Origin of the sequence: Anaerobium acetethylicum, from assembly GCF_900096945.1 — a bacterium.
Lineage (GTDB): Bacteria > Bacillota > Clostridia > Lachnospirales > Lachnospiraceae > Anaerobium > Anaerobium acetethylicum.
In genome coordinates this window covers 83490-96991 of sequence record NZ_FMKA01000002.1, presented here as the reverse complement: position 1 = coordinate 96991, position 13502 = coordinate 83490, and the positions used below count along the sequence as shown (strand labels likewise).

Here is a 13502-nt window from a genome sequence, read left to right as displayed (position 1 = left end):
AATCACAAACGCTAAAAGTGAAAAAAGCGTGCAGCATAATAGCATATAAGCTATTTGCTGCACGCCCTTTTTAGAGTTCTCCGCTCATTTCCTGTCTTGCATCCTTCACCATCAGCACCATGATCACCGCTGCCGCTGCAATAAACGCCGCGCCTCCGGCTATTCCTGTCGGGACCGGCCCTATAAAAGGATTCCCTCCCGCTTCAGTGAAATAAATCCCGATAGCCGCGAATCCATTTATGCTGGCATGGGCCATAACGGCTGGTATGCAGCTTCCGGCCTTAAGCGTGATATAGGAAAAAAGAGTGCCCATTACAATGCAGAAGCAGCACATGGCCAAAATCCCTGTAATGGGATATCCCCAGTACTCGGTACCGTAATTATGTCCCATAACCGTAAGGGGAGCATGCCAAAGCCCCCAGATCACTCCATTTACCAGAAGCATCGGAATGACCGGCAGCTTCTCCTTCATTTTGGGAAGGAGGTAACCCCGCCATCCCCATTCTTCTCCAAAGCAGGTAGCCGCGTTGATTATCGGCCCCGCAAAAATCAGGATCAAAACCTGAACAGCAATGGTAATCCGTCTCTGGTCCACAGACATCTCTATACCGGCCGCTTTGTACGTTTCGGCAAAAAAGGTCATGTTGCCGTCAAACTTATCCGGAAATATCAGAAAGTAGAATAAGGAGCCTATGATTGTCAAAACCACAGGCCCGAACCAGCCCGCCAGATAGTATCTCATATTCCCCTTAAACTGTGCCGGCCTGATCCATACATTTTTAAATCCTTCTTTGGTAATAAACCTTGTCAGCAGAACACCTATTGACGGAATGAACATCATTGCCGCTATCGAAGCCTGTCCTATCCCGTTCATTGTCACATTGCCGCTGTATACAAGAGGCCTTATTACCCCTATTTCAAACAGATAGGTTATGCCAAACGTCAGTACAAGAAATATGATGATTCTCCTTGTCTCAAGTTCCGCAAATTCCTCTATGTCTATTTCCTTCACGCCCTGCAGGTCCGGATCGTTTTCTGGATTTCTGTTTTCATCCATGATCACGCCTCCTCTTTCCTATGTTTCTTCAAAAAGGCTTCTGCCTTTTTAGCAACAGAATTCCGCGGATTATCTTTCTGCTGTTCTACGAATTCCAGGATTTCCTTCTGACAGGATGATTTTTTGAAATATCTGTCAAAACATTCGATGATATCCCCATAAAGAATATTTTTACACTCCGGCGACGGTTCCCCCTTGTTATAATAGGTATTTTCCGACACGCCCAGCAGCCTCTTCGTTACATCAGGCTCAAGATCAGGATACTTTTTAGCAATCTTCCAGGCATTGCCCGCCGCGTTGGCAGCGGTTATCATTGTCTCCGAATCCAGCATCGAAAAATATTTGTCATAAACTTTCAGAAATTTCTTTTCGCTATCCGATAGCACAAGATTCGACAATGTTATGATTCCGCCCCATTTTATGAAATTGTTGTCGCTGTCTATCAAACCTGCAATATCTTCAAAATACGGATACAGGATATCAGGATAGTCCTCGCTGATCTTTCGGAGAACCTTCTCACAAAGAAACTTGATGCTGCTTTTCTCACTTCTGATGATATCGAAAAAAACAGGTATCAGCTTCGGCCTGTCCATGATTTTATCAACCAGATCAAGAACATCTGGCTTCGCTTTCAGCGTTTGTATCATTTCGTCCCTCTTAATTACAGCATTCATGCAAAGCACTCCCTCTCACTTAAATATTGTAAAAAAATCGACTCCCATACTATTCTTTCGGCAGATTGGCATCATATCATGATACCAGGATCATGAAAATCATACGTTTCATGCCTGCATGAAAAAACATGATTTAATCGTAACTGTTCAGAACCCCTGTCATCATATTTGACTATGAAGGACGTAGTCCTGAATAGTTACGTTTATTCTATGCTTAGTATATCACAGATTATTTTTAAAGCAAAACCAAAAAAATCCTGACGCGGATTATTGAATAATCTGCGTCAGGATTTTTTCTGCTGCTTCTTCTTTACTCATCATTGGGAGAGAGATCATACTTTCTTTCGTGATCAGCGTAATGATATTGGTGTCAGTTCCGAAACCGGCACCAGATTCTTTCAGGTTGTTTGCTGCTATCATGTCCAGGTTCTTTTTCACTAGCTTGGCCCTGGAGTTTTCTATCATGTTCTCAGTCTCCATTGAAAATCCGCATATGAACTGGCCTTCCTTTTTGTGTTCGCCGATATAGGCCAGGATATCTTTTGTACGCACCAGACTGATTGATGCGTCGCCTTCCTTTTTCTTGACCTTTTCGGTGGCTGCCTCTGCTGGTCTGTAATCAGCTACTGCAGCCGCCTTTATGATGATGTCCTGCTCTTCAAACACTGACGTAACTGCATCGTACATCTCTTCTGCACTTACCACGTTCACTACTTTTACGAAAGGAGGAGGGCTGATGGATACAGGTCCTGTCACCAGGGTCACCTGGGCTCCCCTGAGCATTGCTATCTTCGCAAGGGCATAACCCATCTTTCCGGTAGAATGATTGGATATGAACCTTACAGGATCTATAGCCTCCCTTGTAGGCCCTGCAGTGACAAGTACTTTTTTGCCTTCCATATCCTTTTCAAAGGCTATCTCACGCATAATATAATCCATTAGCACGGTCTCATCAGGCATTTTCCCTGCACCGCTGTCCCCGCAGGCAAGTCTTCCTACTGCCGGCTCGATTATTCTGACCCCATACTTTTTAAGGGTCTTGATATTGTCCTGGACAATGGGATTTTCGAACATCTGGGTGTTCATGGCAGGCGCCACGATAATCGGTTTCTTGCAGGCAAGAGCCACTGTGCTCAACATATCGTCTGCTATTCCATGGGCCATTTTGCCAATGATATTTGCTGAGGCCGGAGCCACCATCATTACGTCAGCCCTTTTTGCAAGGGAGATATGGGCTACATTGAACTGGAAGTTTCTGTCGAATGTCTCGACCATGCATTTATTCCCCGTAAGTGTTTCGAATGTCACTGGATTAATGAAATTCACCGCATTTCCGGTCATTATGACATGGACGTCGCACCCCTGTTTGACCAGCATGCTGGCAAGGTTCGCAATCTTATAGGCAGCTATGCTTCCTGTCACGCCCAGTACCACTGTTTTTCCTTTTAACATGTCATCCCCTCTTCCATCAATTACCTGTCAATATCCCTGAGCAGGCCGTGTTTTTCATAGTCCGTGATTCTGACTATCTTATTGTTGTCATCAACGAATACTGCATGAGGCTTGTGTTCCTTCGCCTCTTCAGGAGTCATGTCCGCATATGCCATGATGATGACCTTATCATGCACATGCACCATCCTTGCTGCCGCCCCGTTAAGGCAGATGAGGCCTGATCCCCGTTCTCCGGCTATGGTATAGGTAGTAAAACGGTTTCCGTTATCTACATCGACAATATGTACCATTTCGTATTCCAGGATTCCTGCTGCATCGAGAAGATCCTCGTCCACTGTAATGCTTCCGACATAGTCCAGCTCTGCCTGTACTACCGTTGCTCTGTGAATTTTTCCTTTTAACATGCTAATCTGCATAACAAATACCTCTATCTTCTTTCCCTACGCCGGCGGTTCGGCCGGACTGACTGAATTCGTTCCTTATTTGCAACTATTCAGGACTACGTCCTTCATAGTCACAGATGATGCACACAAATTGCAAAATCAGCAATTTGGCGCAGGCATGTCTCGGGTTTTTATGCAAATTCAGCATAAAAACACCTCGCGAGACGGGGAGTCTGAACAGTTACCCTTATTTTTCAAAAATGAAGTTATCTATGAGCCTTGTCTTTCCGATGTATACGGCCATTGCAACCAGAACCTGCTCTTTTACGGTCTCAACCGGCTTTATCGAAGATGCATCCACGATCTTCACATAATCGATTTTTGCAAGGGGCTCTGTCTTGATCTTGTCCTCGATTGCCTTTACTATGGCTGCCACGTCAGTCTCCCCGGCTTCAAGCATATCCCTTCCGAGCTGCAGGCTCCTGCTCAGAATAAGCGCAGCCTCCCTCTCCTCTTTGTTCAGATATTTGTTCCTTGAACTTTTTGCAAGACCGTCTTCTTCTCTGATGATAGGGGCTGCAACCACTTCCAGATCCATATCCAGGTCCCTTACCATTCTTTTGATAACAGCAAACTGCTGGGCATCCTTCTGTCCGAAATAAGCCTTGTCAGGTTTCACGATATTGAAAAGCTTGTTTACGACAGTGCATACTCCCTTGAAGTGTCCCGGCCTGCTCGATCCACAAAGTTCTTCCGTCGGGCCTGTCATATCCACAAAGGAAGAGAAGTCCTGTGGATACATTTCCTCCGGTTCCGGATTGAAAATCAGGTCAACGCCCTGCTCCTCACATACGCTGCTGTCACGTTCCAGATCCCTTGGATAGCTTGCGAGATCTTCATTCGGTCCAAACTGCATCGGGTTTACAAAAATGCTGACAACCACCCTGTCATTTTCTCCTGCAAGCTTCATAAGGCTGGCATGGCCTTCATGAAGATATCCCATTGTAGGAACGAACCCTACTGTAAGACCCTCGGCTTTCCACTCCTTTACGGCCGCCCTTACTTCTTCTTTTGTCTTTACAATTTTCATCTCTGCACCTCTTATATTCCCTGATTAATAGAGCTTGTTCAGCACTTCATCGGATATTTTAAAGCAGTGTTCTTCCGCAGGGAAGACACCTGACTTGGTTTCCTCAATATATTTTGCGAATCCCTCTTTCATGACGGTTCCGGCATCTGCAAATTTCTTTACGAATTTCGGCGTCATATCGGAAAAAAGTCCCAGCATGTCCTGATAAACAAGAACCTGGCCATCGCAGCCAGCACCGGCCCCAATTCCAATTGTGGGGATATCAAGCTGTTTTGTTATAATCGCTGCCAGGGCCGCCGGGATGCACTCCAGCACTACCGCAAAAGCCCCTGCTTCCTGAACAGCCTTCGCATCCGCTATTAGCTGGCGTGCTGCATCTTCATTTCTTGCCTGCACCTTGAAGCCGCCGAAGGCATTTACCGACTGGGGCGTAAGTCCCAGATGGGCGACTACAGGAATCGAGGCATCCACGATTGCTCTGATCTGTGCGGCAATTTTAGCTCCGCCCTCAAGTTTTACTGCATTTGCGCCGCCTTCCTTCACAAGGCGTCCTGCATTGAGCACGGCATCATATACCGATGTCTGATAAGACATGAATGGCATGTCAGCCACTACCATTGCATTCTCACAGCCTCTTGCGACTGCTTTCGTATGATGGATCATATCCTCCATCGTTACTGACAGGGTATCCTTATACCCCAGCATTACCATCCCTAAGGAATCTCCAACCAAAATTGAATTGATTCCTGCCTCATCCATGAGTTTCGCAGTCGAATAATCATAAGCAGTCAGCATGGTGATTTTATCCCCTCTGGCCTTCTGGTCTTGAAAAGTGGTAACCGTATTTCTCATTTTAGCTCCTCTTCTGGCTAATAGATATAGCCGTAATTATTCAGTTTTACATTATCTGAGAAAATCCTTTTTCGAATCCGGCATGAACCGGAAAAGGATGGATGATTGAATATAGCCAGTTAGAATGCTAGCCTGTCCTAGGAAAATTATTAGTCCGCCGGATCGCATGTATCCGCCATGATTGTTTATGTAAGGCACATAATCTGCGCCGTGAAATTTTCTTATAAAGGTACAGTTTCTTACTCAGAATACCATCCATAATTTAATATATCACTAATTTTTATTTCTGTAAATTTTTTTTATTGATACAATTATGTCAACTGCTCCAACTCATGGATGTGGTGTTTTTATCTCATAGGCCGCTCTTTCCTACTAAATGATACCAGGGCCAAAAGGTCATGTATTTCATGCTTGCATGAAAAGCAGGACTTTGGGACCCGCAAAACATGAATTGACGAGCAGCTTTATGAAGACGTTGGTACTTAGACCGCGTACTTTGCGGCCTTACGTACCACTACGTCTTCATCTAAGCGAGAGCGCGCTGCGAATCAACATGTTTTGCATCACGTCCTAATTCCCGAAACCCGTGCAAATTGACGACTACTATTATATAAACGGGCTTTTGACCCATCACTCCTATGGGACCAAAAATTAATTCTTGTAAATTACTTTCCGTGTGGGTATGATAGTAGTAGCTATTCAGAGGCATTGCTTTGTATGCATTCTCACATTTCATGCTGCAATTGCCTGCGACTGCATATAACATTTTTGAAAAGGAGGGGCTTTATGTCCGATATATCTTCAAGAATTGACCGCCTGCCCACCACTCCAATGCTGAAAAAAGTCCTCTTCCTGACTGGCATAGGCTGGATGTTTGATGCCATGGATCAGGGGATGGTTTCAGGCGTTATGGCCGCTATTGGAAAGGACTGGGCACTGACAACAAGCCAGCTCGGTCTGCTGGGAAGCATTGGAATGCTTGGCATGGCACTTGGTGCAGGCCTTTCGGGAATGGTTGCTGACAGATGGGGCCGCAGGACCGTGGTCATGATCACGCTTATCATCTATGGCATATCGAGCATGATTTCAGGATTTGCGCCAAACTATCCCGTGCTCCTGGTATTGAGATTCTTTACAGGCTTTGGCCTTGGAGGCGAGCTTCCGGCAGCAGCGACCCTTGTCAGCGAATTTTCCCCCGCAAAGACCAGAGGACGGAATGTCATCCTGCTGGAGAGCTTCTGGGCCTGGGGATGGATTGCCGCCTCACTGGTGGCTTATCTCCTTATACCGGCTTACGGATGGCAGATTGCCTTCATAGTAGGCGGCCTTCCTGCACTCTTCGCTGCTGTTTTGAGAAAAGCCGTACCGGAATCTCCGCGTTACCTGGAAATGGCCGGTAAAGCAAAAGAGGCCGATGCACTCGTCAGAATTATGGAGACCCAGGCAGGACTCGCAAAGGTGACTGACTTCCCAGGACCAAAAAGGGAAAACGGCGAAACCCCAAGAGCCGCACGGGTTACGTTTGCAGACCTTTGGTCAGGAACATACATCCGAAGCACTTTCGTACTCTGGGTGATATGGTTTGGCATCAATTTTGGCTATTACGGCTTTGTGCTGTGGACCCCTACCCTGCTTGTGGCCAGGGGATTCGATCTTGTAAAAAGCTTTGAATTCACCCTGATTATGTGCTTTGCACAGCTTCCGGGCTATTTCAGCGCAGCGTATCTGATTGAAAAGGTAGGCCGAAAAAAAGTCCTTTCTCTTTATTTTGCGGGAACCGCTGTTGCCGCCTGGCTTTTTGGCCATGCCGGAAGTACCGCCCAGGTTCTTGCGTATGGATGCCTTCTTTATTTCTTCAGCCTCGGTGCCTGGGGATGCGTTTATGCATATACACCTGAAGTCTACCCGACGGCTGCAAGGGCCAGCGGCATGGGGTGGGCATCTGCCTTCGGACGCCTCGGTGCATTTACGGCTCCTTTCATCGTTCCCGTCATCTACAGCTTCTGGGGAACCGATCAAGGGTATACGAATGTATTCATTATGCTTACCGCAGTATTTGCACTCGTGTCCCTGGTTACCGGAATTTTCGGCAGGGAGACTATGGGGAAATCTCTTGAATAAATAAAAACCGGGAGCCTGGACTGATTGATTGTTTTCAGTCCAGGCTCCCCTGATTCGCTTCTTTTCGGATTTATGTACTGCGACATCCAGAGTCACAGAAAATAATAGGACTCCAGCAGATAGCTGCGCTGATACTTTACCGCCAGCTTCCACAATCCGGCCTTGATTCTCCTGCCGCTTATCTCTCCTGCTTCATATTTAGCAAGTTCTTCGGTAAATCTGCTCTTTTCTCTTTCCGAAGCCACATCCTTGAAATATCCCCAGACGTGCTGGGCTGCATTGATGAAGTTTCCAACATCTTCTTCCCGGAGAGCCGCCCGTTCTACGATTTCATAGAACGGAACTGCTATTGGGCTTTTACTGTCCCTGAACAGCCGGCGTATTGCAAGATAATCTTCCTGGGCTTTTTCAAGAACCAGGTATTTATATCTGCTCCACTCGGCTTCCAGACGTCCCCTGTCTGTCTTCTCCATGGTGCAGTTTATGCATTTGACAGCAGAGAGGTTTTTATCTTTCACCTCCAGCATGATATCAATAGTTTTGTCTTCAAGGCGGTTATAGAAATCCATAAATTCAGCGATTCCAATGGTATCTGAATGTGCTCCCGGATTTTTTCCCCGATTCTGCTGTGAATAATGGATCTTCTGCTTTCCGTCCCTTACCTTCCAGGTCTTGCGACATTCCCGGATCCAGTATTCCTCGCTCTTAGGATCTTCACAGGCATTAATCTGATTATGCAGGTTATCGAAGATGACCGGGATTTCCAGGATATTTCCTATTTCCAGCACATCTCCAATCCGAAAGCTTCTGTCATCATTCTCTATGACAAGCCGGCTTTTTACGTTTTCCGGCAGGAGTCTGTAATTCCTGACAAACCGCCTGGAAGCCTCCTCCTTGTCTCCATAAACGCCGCCGATATGAAGGATAATCTTATGCTCCGGTCCAAGCTCCAGCGCATCCAGAACAGCTGCATGATAGGCAAGATCTTCGACAGCCCGCAAAACGACTCCTTCATCAGGCGAATTCAGTACTGTGTACTGGCCGGGATGCATGGATACCCGCATTCCGCTTTGCCGTATTTTCATGCCGATTCCCGCAAACTCCTCTGCATATTCCTCCCGCCACCGTGTCCTGTTTACGGGGTTTGAACCGAAGGGAATCAGGTCTGAACTGATTCTGAAAAGCCTGATTCCATTTTTGATGTTGTACTCTGTCAGTGTATTCAGTGATTTCAGGTTTTGTCCTGTAAGTTCCATCAGCCGGCGGTTATCTGCATTCTTCATGATGCATCCCTTCATCCCGGTATTTGGGACGCCAACCGCCAGGCAGGCATAGCCTATACTCATACTTTTACCTCCCGTCCTTCACCTGATCCCAGCTGCAGACCCTGTTTCTTCCTGATCCCTTTGCTGCATACAATGCCTGGTCAGCCCTTTCCATAAGCTTTTCATAGTCGCTTTCTTCTTTCGGATCAGACGTCACAGACCCGATGGAAACCGTCACTACCTCTGCCACTTTTGAATCTTTATGGGGAATTGCAAGATCCATCACCGCCTGCCGTATCATTTCTCCAATGACCGCGGCCCCTTTCCTGTCGGTATCGGGGAGCAGGCAGACGAATTCTTCGCCCCCCCATCTTGCCGCCAGATCGGCCGGTCTTCTAAGAGAGTCTCTGATAATGCCGGCCACCAGGCAGAGGCAATCATCGCCAGCCAGATGCCCATAAGCATCATTGTAGTTCTTGAAATGATCGATGTCCGCAATCAGTACGGAAAAGCATGTTCCCATTCTCCTTGCACGCCTTAATTCCACCTCGAAGGTTTCATCGAACCTCCTTCTGTTGGCTATTCCCGTCAGCGGATCCGTCCGTGAATTTTCCTTCAGCTGATTTTCATACTTCTTGATCGCAAGCTGATTCTTCACCTTCAGTTTCACAATTGGTATACTGAACGGTTTGGTGATATAATCCACCGCTCCCAGCTTAAGGCCGTATTCCTCATCTTCAACTTCTCTCATGGCTGTGAGGAAAATGACAGGGATGTCCTTTGTTTCAGAATCTTCTGACAGGCGCTGGCAAACTTCATATCCGTTCATTTCCGGCATCATGACATCCAGCAATATGAGATCCGGCTTGTTTTCAGAATGCGCGATTCGAATCGCTTCTTTTCCATTCGCCGCAGGAATGATATCATAGTCCTTTTCCAGGGCAGCTATCAGCAGCTGGATATTTACCAGAACATCATCGACCACCAGAATCCGCTGTTTTCTCTGGCTGCGGTCTCCACCCTCCTGGATTCCTGGCTTTTCTGAATATATTGACTTTTCAGACTCTTTTCTGCTTGTTTCCTCCCTGGACTCCCCTGTCTCTGTTTCTGCCTTTCTGTTTATGGACTTCTCTATTTCTTCCGCCATCACAGAAAGGAGCTCCCGCTTTCTGAAGGGTTTCGGCAGTGTGGTTCTGGCTGCTGTCCCTGCTCCGTCTGCATTTGACATCTTCGACGCTACTATAATCTGGGGAATGTCCTTTGTCATGGAAATGGATTTCAGGGCTACAGAAAGGTCTTCTGTATCCATATCCTGAATCCTGTCTGACATAACCACTGCATGGACTCTGCCTTTCCAGCTCTGCATCAGTTCTGCTATGGCCTCAGATCCCTCTGATAGTTCGATCACCCCCATGCCTATCTCTCTCAGATAGGAAGCAAGGATGCCACGGCTGCGGATATTTCCGCCGACAAGCATCACCTTCTTGTCCTTCAGTACCTTATATTCATCCATATCCTGCAGACTGACTGGCAGATTTCCAACCCTCCTGCCAAGCCTGACCGTGAAACTGAAGATACTTCCCTTATTCGGAACGCTATCGACACTTATCGTTCCGCCCATGGCTTCAACAAGGGTCTTCGAAATCGAAAGCCCCAGTCCGGTTCCGCCGAACCGCCTGATCGTCGAACTGTCAGCCTGATTGAATGGCTTGAATAGTTTCGGAATCACTTCACTTGGAATCCCTATCCCTGTATCCTCCACCTTAAAGAGAATCTCATAGCGTTCTTCTGTTTCAGCCCCTTTGGATATGGTCACCGAAACGCTTCCCGAATCAGTGAACTTGACTGCATTGTTCATGAGATTTGCAACCACCTGCTTCAGCCTCGTCGGATCGCCGGTAACATGTTCCGGAGTGCCCGGTTCAATATAGAGATTAATATCGATCTCTTTATTGAATGCTGCGGCAGCAAAGGGAATTACTGCATCCTCCGCCACATCATGCAGATTAAAAGGGATATTCTCCAGTTCGACGCCTCTGGCTTCCATTTTCGAAAAATCCAGGATGTCATCGATTACGCTGTGCAGCAGATTTGAGGAAGTTTTCATGTTATCTACATATCCCCTCTGTTCCCGGGTCAGCTCCGTTTTCTCCAGCAGCTGCAGAAATCCCAATATCCCGTTCATTGGGGTCCGTATTTCATGGGACATCGTCGCAAGGAAACGATCCTTCGCCTTATTTGCCTGTTCTGCATTCTGTTTGGCTTCAATCAGCGCTTCATCTAATTTTTTCCTTTCCGTTATATCCTCATAGATTATCGCGAACTGGTCCTTGCGAGGGCTGTAGACGAACTCGCTTATAATCTTGTCCTCTCCGGATACACTTCGTTCCAGAGTCATCGGCTTTCCTGAAATGGCGACCCTGCAGTAATCCAGGATACGCTTCTCGTCAATTCCTTCCATCACTTCAGAATATGTTTTTCCAACAATGCTGCTCCCAGCTCTCCCCGTCGCCTTTTCGTATGCTCTGTTCACAAGCAGATACCTGCAGTCGCATGGCTTCCCTTCCTGATCATAAACCACTTCATTCAGGGAAAATCCATTTGTCATATTTTCAAAAAGCTGCCTGAACCGCTCTTCGCTTTCCCGCAGTTCTTCCTTCATTGCCTTATGCGTGGTTATATCCCTGGCAACACCGAGAATTCCACCGATCTGTCCATCATTGTTATAAAAGGGCACCTTTTTGGTTTCGATAATTCTCGCCTCGCCGTTTACCTTTGTTACCATATCCTCTACAGACATCTGCTTTCCCTGCTCCAGAACTGCCTTGTCAGTTTTGACAAAGTATTCGGCATCTTCCGGATCCCACATGAGCTCCCTGTCGGTTTTTCCCATGATTTCTTCTCTTGTCTGATTGGGAAACTGGTCTTCAAAGGCCTTGTTGAAACCGATGTACCGTCCCTTTACATCCTTATAGAAAAGGATATCCGGAATCGCATTCAGCATCTGATCGGTGAAACGTTTTTCCATTTCCAGGTTTATTTCCATTTCTTTTCGATCAGTGACATCCTGTATGATTCCGGTAAGTCCGATTACTTTCCGTACTCTTCCAAAGATCGGGCTCTTATGGGTTTCAAACCATTTGACATTGCCATCCTTGCAACACTTAAAAACCCTGGTCTGTTTTTCCCTGGACTCCATGACTTTCTGATCTTCTTCCGAGCAGTGTCTTGCCAGCTCTTCCTCCCATACATCAAAATCCGTATGGCCGATAATTTCATGCAGCTCTCTTCCGCTATATCTCACAAACTCCTTGTTTACATCTATAAAACGTCCTTCTTCATCCTTCATCCATGCCATTGCGGGAAGGTTGTCCAGTATGACCTGCATATTTTCCCGTGCCGCATGCAGCTTCATTTCCATGTCCTTCTGCTCGGTAATATCCGTGAATACTGACAGGTAGCTGACTTCTCCCTGGTTATCGATTCTTGTACAGGAAAATACGCCGTGAAGGATTTCCCCGTCACGGTTTTTCATATCCAGCTCGACTGATTCGATCATACCGGTTTCAGCAAGTTCTCGTACCAGATCATCTGTATTTCCCGCTGGTACGAATATACCGATCTCGCTTCCTTTTTTCCCAATGACCTCTTCCTTTTCAAATCCCAGTTTCTCAAGGAAAGCCTTATTCACATCGCTTATGGTGTAATCGCTGATTCTGGTAACTGCCATGAGCGATGGATTGTTATTGAAGAATTTCTGGAATTTATCAAGGGCTGCCTGCTGTTTTGAAAGATCCTTTGATATGCCATATATACAGTTCTTCCCATTCCAGGTGCCGAACGTAATCCTTGTCTCCACCGGCAGGAATTCCCCATTTTTCTTCTGGATCGGAAGCGGGCAGTAATTTCTGATGCCTCCAAGCATATCACGGATTATAGCTGATGCTTCCTCGCGGTAGACTTCAGGATGAATATCGATAATCTTCATTCCAATCAGGGCGTCCCTTGCATAGCCCAGCTTTTCCACCGCTGTCTGGTTGACATATAAAATCTCTCCGCTTTTATCGGCAACAAATACCATATCATCTATGGTTTCAAAAAATGTATGGAAGTTCTTTTCGCTTTCCTCCATTGCCTTCTGCATTTTTACAATGTCAGATACATCCTTTGCTACCATGTAATAGCACTCATCTTTAAAATAGCCCCAGATTTCTATGGATCTGTACGTTCCGTCTTTGTGCCTGAATCGTCTTGTTATGCCGGCAAATGCCTGCTGCTCCTTAATGGATTTCAGCTCCTCATAAAAAGACTCCGTTTCCTGTGGATGGACAAGCCCGAAAAGGTTCTTCCTCTGCAGTTCCTCCTCTGAGTAACCCAGCGTCTTCTCCCAGGCACAGTTGGTTTTTAAAAAACGTGTATGCTGATCGACGATGATGGTTAGATTCTGGTTTGCAGAAAGAAAACGTTCCATAATATCCCGTTCGCCGCTGCTCTCATTCATATTATTCATGACTTCATCCCCTCATTCTGGTCATAGTAAGCCTTATCCGTATAACCTGTGTCTTCCCTCATCAGCCAAATCCCTATTCCGCCAGATACAGAATCTTA

Annotated in this window: 9 protein-coding genes; 1 reads left to right on the top strand and 8 read right to left on the bottom strand. The window is 46.5% G+C overall.

All coding sequences use genetic code 11. The features are described from left to right. Positions 1-70: 70 nt before the first annotated feature. The 6 genes from BJR36_RS03430 to panB all read right to left on the bottom strand — a co-directional run bounded on the left by BJR36_RS03430 (position 71) and on the right by panB (position 5508). On the bottom strand, positions 71-1057 hold the full coding sequence (locus BJR36_RS03430; RefSeq protein WP_091230157.1) for a CPBP family intramembrane glutamic endopeptidase: 987 nt from the start codon (positions 1055-1057) through the stop codon (positions 71-73). A gap of 2 nt (positions 1058-1059) precedes the next feature. Beyond that, complete coding sequence (locus BJR36_RS03425; RefSeq protein ID WP_091230153.1) at positions 1060-1731, bottom strand: hypothetical protein; 672 nt, start codon at positions 1729-1731, stop codon at positions 1060-1062. Between the two features lie 267 nt (positions 1732-1998). Then, positions 1999-3183, bottom strand: a complete 1185-nt coding sequence (gene coaBC / locus BJR36_RS03420) for a bifunctional phosphopantothenoylcysteine decarboxylase/phosphopantothenate--cysteine ligase CoaBC (protein ID WP_091230150.1) — start codon at positions 3181-3183, stop codon at positions 1999-2001. Positions 3184-3203: 20 nt separating this feature from the next. Then, on the bottom strand, positions 3204-3599 hold the full coding sequence (gene panD, locus BJR36_RS03415) for an aspartate 1-decarboxylase (protein WP_091230147.1): 396 nt from the start codon (positions 3597-3599) through the stop codon (positions 3204-3206). A gap of 214 nt (positions 3600-3813) precedes the next feature. Continuing rightward, entirely contained in the window at positions 3814-4656 is an 843-nt protein-coding gene (gene panC, locus BJR36_RS03410) for a pantoate--beta-alanine ligase (protein ID WP_091230144.1), read from the bottom strand. Between the two features lie 24 nt (positions 4657-4680). Beyond that, positions 4681-5508 (bottom strand): 3-methyl-2-oxobutanoate hydroxymethyltransferase, encoded by an 828-nt coding sequence (gene panB / locus BJR36_RS03405; RefSeq protein WP_091230139.1) that lies wholly within the window; start codon positions 5506-5508, stop codon positions 4681-4683. 786 nt (positions 5509-6294) lie between these two features. On the opposite strand from panB, the gene BJR36_RS03395 reads away from it, so the two are divergent. Then, on the top strand, positions 6295-7629 hold the full coding sequence (locus tag BJR36_RS03395; protein ID WP_091230133.1) for an MFS transporter: 1335 nt from the start codon (positions 6295-6297) through the stop codon (positions 7627-7629). A gap of 92 nt (positions 7630-7721) precedes the next feature. Here the strand turns inward: BJR36_RS03395 and uvsE are convergent, their stop codons facing one another. Together uvsE and BJR36_RS03385 are read right to left on the bottom strand one after the other, a co-directional pair. Beyond that, complete coding sequence (gene uvsE / locus BJR36_RS03390) at positions 7722-8975, bottom strand: UV DNA damage repair endonuclease UvsE (RefSeq protein WP_091230130.1); 1254 nt, start codon at positions 8973-8975, stop codon at positions 7722-7724. Between the two features lie 4 nt (positions 8976-8979). Beyond that, complete coding sequence (locus tag BJR36_RS03385; RefSeq protein ID WP_091230128.1) at positions 8980-13404, bottom strand: PAS domain S-box protein; 4425 nt, start codon at positions 13402-13404, stop codon at positions 8980-8982. Positions 13405-13502: the final 98 nt, after the last annotated feature.

Bases quoted from the DNA above. Each gene is read 5' to 3' on its own strand.
- BJR36_RS03430 (WP_091230157.1), bottom strand. From the start codon at position 1,057: ATGGATGAAAACAGAAATCCAGAAAACGATCCGGACCTGCAGGGCGTG.
- BJR36_RS03425 (WP_091230153.1), bottom strand. From the start codon at position 1,731: ATGAATGCTGTAATTAAGAGGGACGAAATGATACAAACGCTGAAAGCG.
- coaBC (WP_091230150.1), bottom strand. From the start codon at position 3,183: ATGTTAAAAGGAAAAACAGTGGTACTGGGCGTGACAGGAAGCATAGCT.
- panD (WP_091230147.1), bottom strand. From the start codon at position 3,599: ATGCAGATTAGCATGTTAAAAGGAAAAATTCACAGAGCAACGGTAGTA.
- panC (WP_091230144.1), bottom strand. From the start codon at position 4,656: ATGAAAATTGTAAAGACAAAAGAAGAAGTAAGGGCGGCCGTAAAGGAG.
- panB (WP_091230139.1), bottom strand. From the start codon at position 5,508: ATGAGAAATACGGTTACCACTTTTCAAGACCAGAAGGCCAGAGGGGAT.
- BJR36_RS03395 (WP_091230133.1), top strand. From the start codon at position 6,295: ATGTCCGATATATCTTCAAGAATTGACCGCCTGCCCACCACTCCAATG.
- uvsE (WP_091230130.1), bottom strand. From the start codon at position 8,975: ATGAGTATAGGCTATGCCTGCCTGGCGGTTGGCGTCCCAAATACCGGG.
- BJR36_RS03385 (WP_091230128.1), bottom strand. From the start codon at position 13,404: ATGAATAATATGAATGAGAGCAGCGGCGAACGGGATATTATGGAACGT.